The 13,676-nt window shown below is 68.5% G+C and carries 11 protein-coding genes; 9 read left to right on the forward strand and 2 right to left on the reverse strand.

Annotated features, from left to right (window positions below; genetic code table 11):
- Nucleotides 1-62: 62 nt before the first annotated feature.
- Together A3ES_RS0135905 and A3ES_RS0135910 are read right to left on the reverse strand one after the other, a co-directional pair.
- The gene (locus tag A3ES_RS0135905) at nt 63-1,010 is read right to left on the reverse strand and encodes an aldo/keto reductase (RefSeq protein WP_040456342.1); all 948 of its coding nucleotides are present in this window, start codon (nt 1,008-1,010) and stop codon (nt 63-65) included.
- Nucleotides 1,011-1,119: 109 nt separating this feature from the next.
- Nucleotides 1,120-2,304 carry a LacI family DNA-binding transcriptional regulator gene (locus A3ES_RS0135910; RefSeq protein ID WP_237745154.1) on the reverse strand — a complete coding sequence of 395 codons (1,185 nt, stop codon included), beginning with the start codon at nt 2,302-2,304 and terminating at the stop codon, nt 1,120-1,122.
- A 206-nt stretch (nt 2,305-2,510) separates the two neighbouring features.
- On the opposite strand from A3ES_RS0135910, the gene A3ES_RS0135915 reads away from it, so the two are divergent.
- From A3ES_RS0135915 to A3ES_RS0135955, 9 genes are read left to right on the forward strand one after another with little or no spacing between them, the layout of a single operon-like run.
- The gene (locus A3ES_RS0135915; RefSeq protein ID WP_020391682.1) at nt 2,511-4,016 is read left to right on the forward strand and encodes a sugar ABC transporter ATP-binding protein; all 1,506 of its coding nucleotides are present in this window, start codon (nt 2,511-2,513) and stop codon (nt 4,014-4,016) included.
- Complete coding sequence (locus tag A3ES_RS0135920; protein ID WP_020391683.1) at nt 4,013-5,062, forward strand: ABC transporter permease; 1,050 nt, start codon at nt 4,013-4,015, stop codon at nt 5,060-5,062. The genes A3ES_RS0135915 and A3ES_RS0135920 overlap by 4 nt, the downstream gene beginning before the upstream one ends.
- The gene (locus tag A3ES_RS0135925; RefSeq protein WP_085955599.1) at nt 5,052-6,074 is read left to right on the forward strand and encodes an ABC transporter permease; all 1,023 of its coding nucleotides are present in this window, start codon (nt 5,052-5,054) and stop codon (nt 6,072-6,074) included. The genes A3ES_RS0135920 and A3ES_RS0135925 overlap by 11 nt, the downstream gene beginning before the upstream one ends.
- Before the next feature lie 26 nt (nt 6,075-6,100).
- The gene (gene rhaS, locus A3ES_RS0135930) at nt 6,101-7,192 is read left to right on the forward strand and encodes a rhamnose ABC transporter substrate-binding protein (RefSeq protein WP_020391685.1); all 1,092 of its coding nucleotides are present in this window, start codon (nt 6,101-6,103) and stop codon (nt 7,190-7,192) included.
- A 22-nt stretch (nt 7,193-7,214) separates the two neighbouring features.
- On the forward strand, nt 7,215-7,550 hold the full coding sequence (locus A3ES_RS0135935; RefSeq protein WP_020391686.1) for an L-rhamnose mutarotase: 336 nt from the start codon (nt 7,215-7,217) through the stop codon (nt 7,548-7,550).
- Nucleotide 7,551: 1 nt separating this feature from the next.
- Nucleotides 7,552-8,709: an L-rhamnose isomerase gene (gene rhaI / locus A3ES_RS0135940; protein ID WP_020391687.1), complete on the forward strand. Its 1,158-nt coding sequence runs from the start codon at nt 7,552-7,554 to the stop codon at nt 8,707-8,709.
- Nucleotides 8,706-10,745: a bifunctional rhamnulose-1-phosphate aldolase/short-chain dehydrogenase gene (locus A3ES_RS0135945; protein ID WP_020391688.1), complete on the forward strand. Its 2,040-nt coding sequence runs from the start codon at nt 8,706-8,708 to the stop codon at nt 10,743-10,745. The genes rhaI and A3ES_RS0135945 overlap by 4 nt, the downstream gene beginning before the upstream one ends.
- Before the next feature lie 10 nt (nt 10,746-10,755).
- Entirely contained in the window at nt 10,756-12,216 is a 1,461-nt protein-coding gene (locus A3ES_RS0135950; protein ID WP_020391689.1) for an L-fucose/L-arabinose isomerase family protein, read from the forward strand.
- Nucleotides 12,217-12,221: 5 nt separating this feature from the next.
- A complete protein-coding gene (locus tag A3ES_RS0135955; RefSeq protein WP_020391690.1) occupies nt 12,222-13,673 on the forward strand; it encodes a rhamnulokinase in 1,452 nt (483 codons plus the stop codon).
- Nucleotides 13,674-13,676 lie beyond the last annotated feature (3 nt).

Raw genomic sequence — 13,676 nt, forward strand, 5'->3', positions numbered from 1 at the left:
TCGTGTCACGAAACCTGGTCCACAAGCACGGGGTCAGCTGAACTTTTGGGACAGCTCGTTTGTCACCAGGCTTGGTCGAGGAGGGTTCTCAGGGGGGTGGGGAGGGTTAGGTGGGCGCCGGCGAGGGCGGTGGTGAGGTAGTCGGGGGTGCTGATGCCGATGATGGGGGTGACGGCTGGGGTGCCGCCGGTGAGCCAGGCGATGACTGCTTCGTTTCGGGTGACGCCTAGTTCGGTGGCGACCTTGGTGAGGGCTTCCAGGCGGCGGGTGGTGCCGGGGTGGTCGAAGGCCTGGTGGATGGGGCGGTCCTCGCGTTCGTAGCCGCCGGACATCAGGGGGCTGTAGGCGAACAGTTGCTGTTCGGAGTTGCGGTCGGCGTAGTCGAGGACTTCGTCGGTGATCCAGCCGAAGCGGTGGTCGTGGGCGTTGTCGCGGACGAAGGGCCTCGGCTGCAGGTACGAGTAGCGCAACTGCAGCGCGGTCGGAGCCTCCACACCCTGCTGCTCCGCCAGGCCGCGCATCCTCTCCACCCGCCACAGCGCGTAGTTCGAGAGGCCGATCCGGCCGACCGTGCCGGCTGCGGCGTGCTTGCCGAAGGCGGCGACGGTCTCCTCCAGCGGGGTCTCGAGGTCGTCCCGGTGGGCGAAGTACAGGTCGATGTGGTCGATGCCGAGGCGGCGCAGCGAGGTCTCAACCGCGGAGTCGATCGCCTTGGCGCTCAGGCCTTCGGTGTGCTCCGGGAAGCTCCCCGGCCACAGTGGCTCGCAGCCGACCTTGGTGGCGAGCTTGACCCGGTCGCGGACTCCAGGCCGCGCCGCGAACCAGCGGCCGAGCAACTCCTCGCTCTGACCACCGTGCCCGCTCTCGTGTTGCCAGAAGGCGTAGCAGTTGGCCGTGTCGATCCAGACGCCACCGGCGTCGACGTACGCGTCCAGGAGAGCGAAGGAGGTCTTCTCGTCGATGCGGGTGCCGTACTCCATGGCGCCGAGCGCGAGGTTCATTTCATTCATGTCGCCAGCCTCGATGCTGGAGTTCACTCAAGGTCAATCCCTGCATCCACCAACCGAGACGATCAGTGTCAAACTGCGGCCAGTTGAGCGCTGAGTGGAACCTCCGGTACTACGTATTGCCGCGCGTCGACGTCCTGACCACGAGTTCTGGGGTGAAGGTGACTCGTTGGTGTTCGTGGTCGGGGTTGGAGGACTCGTCGAGAAGTAGCTCCGCCGCGGTGCGGCCGAGCAGGTGGCGTGGTTGCCGGACAGAAGTCAGCGGTACTGCGGCCGCCGCGGCGAACTCGATGTCGTCGTAGCCGACGATGGCGAGGTCCTCCGGTACCCGCAGGCCGAGGCTCACGCATTGCTGCAGCAATCCCAACGCCAGCAGGTCGTTCGCGCAGAATGCCGCGGTGGGCCGGCGATCCGCCGGTAGCCCGGCAAGTCGTTGCCCAGCGCCCCTTCCTTCGGCGACGGTGAGGGCGCCGGTCAGAACGTCGACCAGGTTTCCGGCGGGCAAGCCGGCTTGCCGCAAGGCAGCGCGGGCGCCTGCGCGCCGATCGGTGACCTGGCCGATCGTGTTCGGTCCGCCCACGAAGGCGATCCGCTCGTGGCCTAGCTCGATCAGGTGGGTCAGCGCGACCTCGCCGCCGAGCACGTCGTCGACCGCGACCGAGCAGTGTTCGCCGTCGTCGATCGCGCGGTCCACCACGACGACCGGCGTACCGCGGTCGGGGAGCTTGCTGAGGCGTGCCGAGTCGGGGTCGATCGGGGTGATCAGGACGCCCTGAACGCGTTGCTGTTCGAGCAGGTCGAGGTAGTTCGCCTCGCGGGCCGCGTCCTCGTTGCTGTTGCAGAGGAAGACCGACAGGCCGGCCTTTTCGGCGGCCTCCTCGACGCCGCGGGCGACGTCGGTGAAGAACGGGTTGCCGGCGTCGAGCATCAGGTAGGCGATGATCCGGCTGGAGCCGGCCCGCAGTTGCCTGGCTGACTCGTTCCGGACGAAGCCGAGGGAGGCCATCGCGGCCTCGACCTTGGCGCGGGTCGTGGGGCTGACCATCTCCGGCCGGTTCAGCACGTTCGAGACGGTGCCGAGCGAGACGCCCGCCGCGGCCGCGACGTCTTTCACGCCGGCCGCCGTCCGGCTCGTCGCGCCTTGTCGCAACCGCCGCGCTTGCCGGCGCACGCTGGGCTTGGGGGTGCGCGCGGGCTCGGCCGAGGGCGTCCGGCCGGAGCGGCCTGGCGTCGGGCTCGGGGTACGGGCCGGGTCCGGCGTACGGCGTGCGCGGTCCGCAGCGCCACTCGGTGTCACGCGGCCTCCCCGTGGTTGAAACGTGATAGCGGAGGAAGCGTACCCCGCTTTCTGGTGGAAAACCTCAGTGTCCCCCTTGTGGTTCTCCACAGACTTCCCAACCAGGTCTTGACGGCCGGACTGGCTCGCGCTTACCTTCGTGCAATCTTCTTGAAACCTTTCACAAACTTACTAATCCGTACCAACCGATCCCGCCGGAGGTGAGCATGCCGACCGAAGCCCCTGTACTCCGGGTGCGCGCGGTGTCCAAGTCGTTCGGCGCCGTCGCCGCCGTCCAGGGCGTCTCCTTCGACCTGTACGGCGGGGAGGCGCACGCGCTGGTCGGTGAGAACGGCGCAGGCAAGTCCACCATCGTGAAAATGCTGGCGGGCGTCCATCGCCCGGACGCCGGCACGCTCGAGCTGGACGGCGTGCCGATCGAGCTGAACACCCCGGCGGACGCCAAGGCGGCCGGCATCGCGGTGATCTACCAGGAGCCGACGCTGTTCCCGGATCTGTCCGTCGCCGAGAACATCGCGATGGGCCGGCAGCCACTGGGTCGTTTCAAAACCATCGACCGGACGGCGATGATCGAGCAGGCCGAGCAGCTCTTCACCAGGCTCGGCGTCTCGATCGAGCCGAGCCGTCCGGCCCGGGGTCTGTCGATCGCCGACCAGCAGTTGGTCGAGATCGCCAAGGCCCTGTCCGCGGATGCCCGCGTGGTGGTGATGGACGAGCCGACCGCCGCGCTCACCGGAGTCGAGGTTGAGCGGCTGTTCGCGGTGGCGAGGTCGCTGCGGGATCACGGCGCCGCACTGGTCTTCATCTCGCACCGGTTCGAGGAGGTCACCGCGCTGTGCGAGCGAGTGACGATCATGCGCGACGGCCGGCACGTCTCCACCGATCTGGTCAGCGAGGTCAGCGTCGACGAGATGGTCCGGCGGATGGTCGGCCGCGAGCTGGGTGCGCTGTTCCCCAAGCAAGAGGTGACGCCGGGCGCCGTGGTGCTGAGCGTGGCCGGGCTGACTCGCGATCCGGTCTTCGTCGACGTCTCCTTCGAGGTCCGGGCCGGTGAGATTGTCGCGTTGGCCGGGCTGGTCGGCTCCGGCCGCTCCGAGGTGGTGCAGTCGATCTTCGGCGTCGATCCGCGCGACGCGGGCACAGTCACCGTCGCCGGCAAGACGTTGAAGCCGGCCTCACCGCGGGCCGCGATGGCCGCCGGGGTCGCGCTGGTCCCGGAGGACCGTCGTCAGCAGGGCCTGGTGATGGAGCTGTCGATCGAGCGCAACGTGACGCTGCCCAGGTCCCGCGCGCTCTCCCAGCTCGGCTTCCTCACCGGCAGCAATGAGCGCCGGTCGGCCAAGGAGTGGACCCAGCGCCTGAAGACGAAGTACGGCCGGCTTCAGGACGAGGTCGGCACCTTGTCCGGTGGCAACCAGCAGAAGGTCGTGCTGGCCAAGTGGCTGGCGACAGCGCCGAAGGTGCTGATCGTGGACGAGCCGACGCGCGGTATCGACGTCGGCACCAAGGCCGAGGTGCACCGGCTGATGTCCAGCCTCGCCGCGGAAGGAGTTGCCGTTCTGATGGTCTCGTCGGAGCTGCCCGAGGTGCTCGGGATGGCCGATCGGGTGCTGGTCATGCGCGAGGGCCGGCTCGTCGCCGAGCTCGACCGTGAGCGGGCCACCGAGGAGTCCGTGATGTTCGCCGCGATGGGACAGGAGGCCACGGTATGACGGCCGCACCCGCCCGCGCCGACTCCGCCGTCGAGCTACCCACGGCGGTGACCCGGCGATCCTCGCTCGACCTCGTACTGCGGGCGCGGGAGCTCGGCATCGTGCTGGCGCTCGCGGCGCTGGTTGCCGTGACCGCGATCTCCAACCCGCGGTTCCTGTCCGGCCAGAGCATCCGCGACATCCTGCTCGGCACCGCGATCCTGGCCGTTCTGGCGGTCGGCCAGGCCGTGGTGGTGATCACCCGCAACATCGATCTCTCGGTGGGATCCGTGCTCGGACTGAGCGCGTTCACCGTGGGCACGCTGCTGCGGGACAACCCCGGGCTGCCGGTGGTGGTCGCCCTGTTGATCGGCGCCGCCGTCGGAGGAGCTTGTGGCGCGGTCAACGGCGTACTCGTCCGCTATGGCAACGTCCCGGCCCTGGTGGTCACCCTCGGCACCCTGTACGTCGTTCGAGGCATCACCTACTTCTGGGCAGGTGGCCAGCAGATCAACGCCGACGAGCTGCCAGCCGGCTTCCTCGACTTCGGCAACGCGACCTTCCTGGGTATTCCGTACCTCGTCCTGATCGCGCTGCTGGTCCTGGTGATCACCGGCGTCGTACTACGGAACTACCGCCTCGGCCGCGAGCTGTACGCGATGGGCTCGAGCCCGCAGGCGGCAAGGCTCGCGGGCATCTCGGTCGGGCGACGCACGATCGGCGCCTTCGGAGTGAGCGGTGCACTGGCCGGTTTGGCCGGAGTCCTGTTCGCGGCCCGCTTCGGCACGATCGACGCGGCAGCGGGCACGGGGTACGAGCTGAACGTCGTCGCCGCTGTCGTCGTGGGTGGCGTAGCGGTCTTCGGTGGGAGCGGTTCGGTCTGGGGCGCGGCGCTCGGTGCGCTGCTGCTGACCACGATCGGCAGCTCGCTCGCGGTGCTGGAGATCAACCAGTTCTGGCAGCAGGCGATCGTCGGCGGGCTGATCCTGCTCGCGATCGGCGCCGACCGGCTCGTCGCCGCCCGAGTCGCGGCATCCCTCAAGAAGCGAGGCTCTCATGTCAGCTGAAACCGCTGTGGCCGAGAGCCGGACCGCGGGACTGACGGCCCGGCTCGCCAACTGGAACGTCGCGATCATCGCTGTCACTGTCGTCGTGCTGATCATCGCGGCGGCGACCGTGGACAACTTCGGGACCTCGCAGAACTTCGGCTTCCTGGTGCTCGACCTGTTGCCGATCGCGCTCGTCGCGTTGCCGATGACGCTGGTGATCGTGACCGGCGAGATCGATCTGTCGGTGGCGAGCACGCTCGGTCTGTCCAGTGCCGTGATGGGTTCGCTGTGGAACTCGAACCAGCCGATCGAGACGATCATCCCGCTCTGCCTGCTGCTCGGCGCAGTGCTGGGTGCGGTCAACGGCTTCTTCGTCACCGTCCTCGGCCTGCCGTCCCTCGCCGTCACCATCGGCACCCTCGCCCTGTACCGCGGGCTGGCGTTCGTCGTCCTGGGTGATGGTGCGGTCGCCGACTTCCCAGCCGTCTACACCGACTGGGTGACCGGCAACATCGCCGGTACGTCGATCCCGAACGTGCTGCTGATCATCGCCATCCTCGCCGTCGTCTTCGGTGTGGTGCTGCATGCGACGCCGGTCGGCCGGGCGGTCTTCGCGGTCGGCGCGAGTGAACAGGCCGCCCGGTTCGCCGGCGTCCGCCCCGGTCGGCTCAAGTTCTGGCTGTACGTCGTCAGCGGGCTGGTGGCCGGTCTGGCCGGAGTGCTCTGGACGCTGCGCTACTCCAGCGCCCGGGCCGACAACGGCGCCGGACTCGAGCTGGCGGTGGTCGCCGCCGTCCTGCTCGGTGGCGTCTCCATCTTCGGCGGCAAGGGCGCACTGCCTGGCGTGATCGCCGGTGTGCTCCTGCTCGCCTCGCTGCAGAACGCCCTGCGGCTGTCCGACGTGTCGAACGAGGCGCTCAACGTCGTCACCGGCGTGCTGCTGATCGTCTCCGTTCTGGCTCCCAATCTTGCCAATGCCGTTCGTGGCTCGGTCCAGCGCCGCCGGCACCGGACCACCAAACCCCTGTAAGGCCACTTGTCCAGAAAGGACAGCTCATGTCTTTCCGCTTCTCACGCCGCCTGGCGGTGCCGCTGTCGACGGTGGCCGTCGTCTCGCTCGCACTCACCGCGTGCGGCGGTGGCACCACCAAGTCGAGTACCGCGGGCGAGGCCACTGACGCCCCGAGCAGCACCGGGTCGGCCAAGGCCGACCCGAACGCTCCGCTCAAGGAAGGCCTGAAGATCGCCTACCTGCCCAAGCAGCTGAACAACCCCTACACCGACGTCGAGGTCGGCGGCGGCAAGGTCGCGGTCGGCGAGCTCAAGGGCGAGTACAAGCTGGTCGGCCCGAACGACGCGAGCGCGTCCTCGCAGGTCAGCTACATCAACACGCTGATCCAGCAGCAGCAGGACGTGATCGTGGTCGCGGCCAACGACCCGAACGCGGTCTGCCCCTCGCTGAACCAGGCCCGCAAGGCCGGCATCAAGGTGGTCGCGTTCGACTCCGACGCCTCGAAGAGCTGCCGCGACGCGTTCATCAACCAGGCCACCACCCAGGGCATCGGCGAGAGCCTGGTGAAGATGGCGAGCGAGCTGGCCGGCGGTTCTGGTGAGATCGCCGTCTTGTCCGCGACGCCGAACGCGACCAACCAGAACTCCTGGATCGCGGTGATGAAGACCGAGCTGGCCAAGCCGGAGAACGCCAAGCTGAAGCTCGTCAAGGTTGCCTACGGCAACGATGACGACCAGAAGTCGTTCACCGAGGCGCAGGGCCTGCTGCAGTCCTACCCGAACCTGAAGGTGATCGTGTCGCCGACGACGGTCGGCATCGCCGCCGCCTCGCGGTACGTGAGCGCCTCGGCCTACAAGGGCAAGGTCGCCATCACTGGGCTGGGACTGCCGAACCAGATGCGCCAGTACGTGAAGGACGGCACGGTGAAGAAGTTCGCCCTCTGGAACCCGGCCGACATCGGCTACCTCGCCGCGTACGCCGGTGCCGCGCTCAAGTCCGGCCAGATCACCGGCGCCGAGGGCGAGAAGTTCAAGGCGGGCAAGCTCGGCGACTACACCGTCGGCGCCGATGGCGAGATCGTGCTCGGCCCGCCGACCGAGTTCACCGCCGCGAACATCGACCAGTTCAACTTCTGATCCACCTTCTTCTGGGGAGACCGTGAATCGCTACTGCTTCTGCCTCCAGGTCAGACCTGACCGCCTGGACGAGTACGTCGAACGGCATCGCGCCGTGTGGCCTGAGATGCAGGCCGCACTGCGCGAGTCGGGCTGGCACAACTACTCGCTCTTCCTCCGCGACGACGGACTGCTGGTCGGGTACGTCGAGTCCGACGACCTGGAGGCGGCGCAGCATGCGATGGCGGCGACCGAAGTGAACACCCGCTGGCAGGCGGAGATGACCGAGTTCTTTACAGGAATCGACGGCCGGCCGCCAGACGAGTCGTTCGTGCTGCTGCCCGAGATCTTCCATCTGACCCCGAGTACCGAGGATTGACATGACCAGCGTGACTGATGCCCTCAGCCGTCAGGAGATCGAGCTGCCCTCATGGGCGTTCGGCAACTCGGGCACCCGGTTCAAGGTGTTCAGCCAGCCCGGCGTCCCGAGGTCGCCCGAGGAGAAGATCGCGGATGCCGCGGTCGTGCACAAGTACACCGGGGTGGCGCCGAGCGTCGCGCTGCACATCCCGTGGGACAAGGTCGACGACTACGGGGCCCTCGCGGCGTACGCCAAGGAGCAGGGCGTCCGGCTCGGGGCGATCAACAGCAACGTCTTCCAGGACGACGACTACAAGCTGGGTAGCGTCACCAACCCGGATCCCCGGATCCGGCGCAAGGCGACCGACCACCTGCTCGAATGCGTCGACATCATGGACGCCACCGGTTCGCGGGACCTGAAGCTGTGGTTCTCCGACGGTACGAACTATCCCGGCCAGGACGACCTGTGGGATCGCCAGGACCGGCTGTCGGCAGCGCTCAAGGAGGTGTACGACCGGCTCGGCGACGACCAGCGGATGCTGCTGGAGTACAAGCTGTTCGAGCCGGCCTTCTACGCGACCGACGTGCCCGACTGGGGCACGTCGTACGCGCACTGTCTGGAGCTGGGGCCGAAGGCGACGGTGTGCATCGACACCGGGCACCACGCGCCGGGGACGAACATCGAGTTCATCGTGGCGTTCCTGCTCCGGGCCAAGAAGCTCGGCGCGTTCGACTTCAACAGCCGGTTCTACGCCGACGACGACCTGATGGTGGGGGCGGCCGACCCGTTCCAGCTGTTCCGGATCATGAACGAGATCGTTCGTGGCGACGCGCTCGACCCGGATCGCGGGATCGCCTTCATGCTCGACCAGTGCCACAACATCGAGGCGAAGATCCCGGCCATCATCCGCTCGGTGATGAACGTCCAGGAGGCCACCGCGAAGGCGCTGCTGGTCGATCGGGACGCGCTCCGCAAGGCCCAGCAGGACGGTGACGTGCTGGCCGCGAACGCCGCGCTGATGGATGCCTTCAACACCGACGTCCGCCCGTTGCTCGCCGACCTGCGCACCGCGCAGGGCCTCGACCCCGACCCGGTCGCCGCCTACCACCGCAGCGGCTACTTCGAACAGATCAGCAAGGACCGCGCCGACGGCCAGCAGGCTGGATGGGGAGCATGACAGTGTTTGAAACCGCAGCCGAGCTAGTTGCCCGCAGCAACAGGCTGGGTGCCGATCCGCGCAACACCAACTACGCGGGCGGCAACACGTCCGCGAAGGGCACGGCCACCGACCCGGTGACCCAGCAGCCCGTTGACCTCGTGTGGGTGAAGGGCTCCGGCGGCGACCTCGGCACGCTCACGGAGAAAGGTCTTGCCGTACTGCGCCAGGACCGGCTGAACGCCCTCGTCGCGGTCTACCCCGGCGTAGACCGCGAGGACGAGATGGTCGCCGCCTTCGACTACTGCCTGCACGGCAAGGGCGGCGCCGCGCCGTCCATCGATACGGCGATGCACGGCCTGGTGGACGCCCCGCACGTCGACCACCTGCACCCTGACTCAGGGATCGCGCTGGCCACCGCGGCCGACGGCGAGAAGCTGACCGCCGAATGCTTTGGCGATCGAGTCGTCTGGGTGCCGTGGCGGCGACCCGGGTTCCAGCTCGGGCTGGACATCGCCCAGGTGAAGAAGGACAACCCGCAGGCGATCGGCGTCATCCTCGGCGGCCACGGCATCACCGCCTGGGGCGACACCTCCGCCGAGTGCGAGGCCAACTCGCTCGACATCATCCGTACGGCGGAACGCTTCCTGGCCGAGCGGGGCAAGCCCGAGCCCTTCGGCGCCGTAGTACCGGGGTATGAGGCGTTGCCCGAGGCGGAGCGGCGGCTGCGGGCGGCTGCGTTGGCACCCGTCATCCGTGGGCTCGCGTCGACGGACAACCCGCAGGTCGGCCACTACAACGACTCTGAGGTCGTGCTGGAGTTCACCGCTCGCGAGCGGCTCGGCGAGCTGGCCGCGCTCGGCACTTCCTGCCCGGACCACTTCCTGCGCACCAAGGTCCGGCCGCTCGTCCTCGACCTGCCCCCGACGACTTCGGTCGAGGAGGCCACCCTCCGGCTCAGAGAGCTGCAGCTGCAGTACCGCGAGGACTACGCGGCGTACTACGAGCGGCACGCGACGCCGGACAGCCCGCCGATGCGCGGCGCCGACCCGGCGATCGTGCTAGTGCCGGGCGTCGGGATGTTCAGCTTCGGCAAGGACAAGCAGACGGCTCGGGTGGCCGGCGAGTTCTACCTGAACGCGATCAACGTGATGCGCGGTGCCGAAGCCGTCTCGACCTACTCGCCGATCGACGAGAGCGAGAAGTTCCGGATCGAGTACTGGGCGCTGGAGGAGGCGAAGCTGCAGCGGATGCCGAAGCCGAAGCCGCTCGCCACCCGAGTCGCCTTCGTGACTGGCGGTGGTTCCGGTATCGGCAAGGCGATCGCTCAGCGCTTGGCCGCCGAGGGCGCCTGCGTCGTCGTCGCGGACCTCGACCTGGCCGCGGCCGAAGCCGTCGCCAAGGAGATCGGTACTGCGGACAAGGCGGTGGCTGTCGGCGCGAACGTGTCGGACGGCGCCGCTGTCGACCAGGCGATGCGGGAAGCAGTGCTCGCCTTCGGCGGCGTGGACCTCGTCGTCAACAACGCTGGTCTGTCGATCTCGAAGCCGCTGCTGGAGACGACCGAGAAGGACTGGGATCTGCAGCACGACGTGATGGCCAAGGGCTCCTTCTTGGTCTCCCGGGCCGCGGCCAAGGTCCTGATCGACCAGGGCATCGGTGGCGACATCGTCTACATCTCCAGCAAGAACGCGGTCTTCGCCGGTCCCAACAACGTCGCGTACGGCGCCGCCAAGGCCGACCAGGCCCACCAGGTCAGGCTGCTCGCGGCCGAGCTGGGCGAGTACGGCATCCGCGTCAACGGCGTGAACCCCGACGGGGTTGTCCGGGGCTCGGGCATCTTCGCCAAGGGCTGGGGTGCCAAGCGCGCCGCGGTGTACGGCGTACCGGAGTCGGAGTTGGGTGCGTTCTACGCGCAGCGCACGCTGCTCAAGCGCGAGGTGCTGCCGGAGCATGTGGCCGCGGCCGTCTTCGCGCTAGCTGCCGGGGATCTGTCCCAGACCACCGGCCTGCACGTACCCGTCGATGCCGGTGTCGCCGCCGCCTTCCTGCGCTGAGGAGATCGCTATGTGGAGCAGTGATCCGAGTCGTTCGGTGGACGGGCATGGCGTGCTGCCGTGGGTCGAACCGCGGAAGGCGCGGATCGGGCTGGTCGCCGGCGGGCTCGGCGCCTACTGGCCGCAGTTCCCGGAGTTGCTGCCCCAGTTGCAGGCGTCGGCCCGGCGCGTGTCGGAGCGGTTCTCGGCGCTCGACTGCGAGGTGATCGACGTCGGCTTCATCTCCGACGCCACCGAGGGCGCGGCCGCGGCGGAGAAGCTCAGGCTCGCGGACTGCGACCTGATCGTCGGCTTCCTGACCACCTATATGACCGCGTCGATGCTCGTCCCGATCGCGCAGCGCAGCGGGGCGCCGGTCCTGCTGCTCAACCTGCAGCCGACGGAGTCGATGGATCACGCCTCCTTCGACACTGGCGCCTGGCTCGCGTACTGCGGCGCCTGCCCGCTGCCGGAAATGGCGAACGCCTTCGAGCGCTGCGGTATCGACTTCCGCTCGGTCTCCGGGTACGTCGAGGACGAGCGCGCGTGGGCCCGGATCGAGCGGTGGCTCAAGGCAGCGGGCATGCGGGCCGCGTTGCGGCACGGGCGGCACGGTCTGCTCGGTCATCTCTACCCCGGCATGATGGACGTGATCACCGACCCGACGCTGGTCTCCGCGCAGCTCGGCGGGCACGTCGAGATCCTGGAGATCGACGATCTGCGGGTCCGGGTGGAGAAGGTCACCGCGGCCGAGACGGACCAGCGGATGAAGGTCGCCCGGGAGATTTTCACCCTGGACGACTCGGTGGTCGAGGACGACTTCCGCTGGGGCGCGACGGTCTCGGTCGCGCTGGACCGGCTGGTCGAGGACTTCCAGCTGGACACGTTGGCCTACTACCACCGTGGGCTCGACGGCGAGACTCACGAGCGGGTCGCCGCCGGGATGATCCTGGGCGCATCGTTGCTCACGGCAAGGGGTGTGCCGGCCGCGGGGGAGTACGAGTTGCGGACGTCGCTGGCGATGCTGGTGATGGACAAGCTGGGTGGCGGTGGTTCGTTCACCGAACTGCAGGCATTGAACTTCCACGACAACGTGGTCGAGATGGGTCACGACGGGCCGGCCCACCTGGCGATCAGCGCGAAGAAGCCGCTGCTCCGGGGGCTCGGGGTGTACCACGGTAAGCGTGGCTGGGGAGTCTCCGTCGAGTTCGACGTGAAGCATGGACCGGTGACCGCGCTGGGGCTCGGGCAGTTGCGCGATGGCTCGTTCCGGTTGATCGCGTCCGAGGGTGAGGTCGTTCCCGGCCCGCTGCTTCAGATCGGCAACACCACCTCCCGCGTCGACTTCGGGTGCGATCCTGGCGAGTGGACTGACGCCTGGTCCGCTTCCGGCGTGGCCCACCACTGGGCGCTGGGCACGGGGCATCGCGTGGCAGAGCTGAAGGCAGTGGCCGATCTGCTCCACCTCGACCTCCGCATCGTGAAGGTCTGAGGGCCATGGGCGTGAACCTCGCAGCGGTGGACCTGGGAGCCTCGAGCGGCCGGGTCATGCTGGGCCGCGTTGAAGCCGGCACCGGCGCCGGGCGTCTGGACCTCACCGAGGTGCACCGCTTCTGGAACGGCCCGGTGCGCCTGGGCGAAACCCTGCACTGGGACATCCTCGCGTTGTACCGCGAGATGTTGGTCGGCCTTGGACGAGCGGGTGCGGTGGATGGGGTCGGGATCGATTCGTGGGCTGTGGATTACGGCTTGCTCGACGCTCACGGGAAGCTGCTCGGGAATCCCGTGCACTACCGCGATGCCCGGACGAACGGGGTGATGGAACGCGTTCTCGAGAACATCTCCGAGGACGAGCTGTACGCCGCGACCGGGTTGCAGCAGTTGCCGTTCAACACGATCTACCAACTGGCCGCCGAGGAAGGGCTCGAGCGGGCCACCACCTTGCTGATGATCCCGGATCTGCTCGGCTACTGGCTGACGGGCCAGCGGGGTGCTGAGGCGACGAACGCCTCGACCACCCAGCTGTACGACGTCCGGGCCCGCGGTTGGAACGAGAGCCTGGCCAGGCGGATCGGCGTACCGGGTGGGTTGTTGCCGGAGATTCGGGAAGCGGGGCAGGTGATCGGGGCGTTGCTGCCGGCGGTTGCCGAGGAGACCGGGCTTGATCCGGCGACGCCGGTGATCGCGGTTGGGTCGCACGACACCGCGTCTTCGGTGGTTGCGGTGCCGGCCGCCGAGGGGGAGCGGTTCGCCTACATCTCGTCGGGGACGTGGTCGCTGGTCGGGCTGGAGCTCGACGAACCCGTGCTCACGGCCGAGGCGCAGCAGGCGAACTTCACCAACGAAGGGGGTGTCGACGGCCGGATCAGGTTCCTGCGGAACGTGATGGGGCTGTGGATTCTGCAGGAATGCCTGCGGGTCTGGGGAGACGACGACTTGCCGGGACTGCTGCGTGAGGCCGCCGCGGCGCCCGCGTTCGCAGTACTGATCGATCCGGACGACCCGAGCTTCCTTGCCCCCGGCAACATGCCGGGCAGGATCGAGGAGTTCTGTGCACGCTCCGGGCAGGAGGCGCCGCGGTCGCGGGCTGCCGTCGCCCGCTGCGTGCTGGAGAGCCTCGCGCTGGCGTACCGCCGGACGTTGCGGCTGGCGCAGACCGTTGCCGGCCGGGAGATCGACGTCGTTCACGTGATCGGCGGCGGTTCGCAGAACGAGCTGCTCTGCCAGTTGACCGCGGATGCCTGCGGGCTGCCCGTCCTGGCCGGGCCGGTCGAGGCCTCCGCGCTGGGCAATGTGCTGGTCCAGGCGCGAGCGCTCGGCGAACCGTTGCCCGACCTGACCGCGATGCGCGCACTGGTCCGCGCGACCCACGAGCTGCGGCGCTACCAGCCGCAGGGCAAACCGGCCGACTGGGACGCCGCCGAGTCCCGGGTGTTCGGAACAAGGTGAACC

The organism is Kribbella catacumbae DSM 19601 (assembly GCF_000372465.1).
Classification (GTDB): Bacteria; Actinomycetota; Actinomycetes; order Propionibacteriales; family Kribbellaceae; genus Kribbella; species Kribbella catacumbae.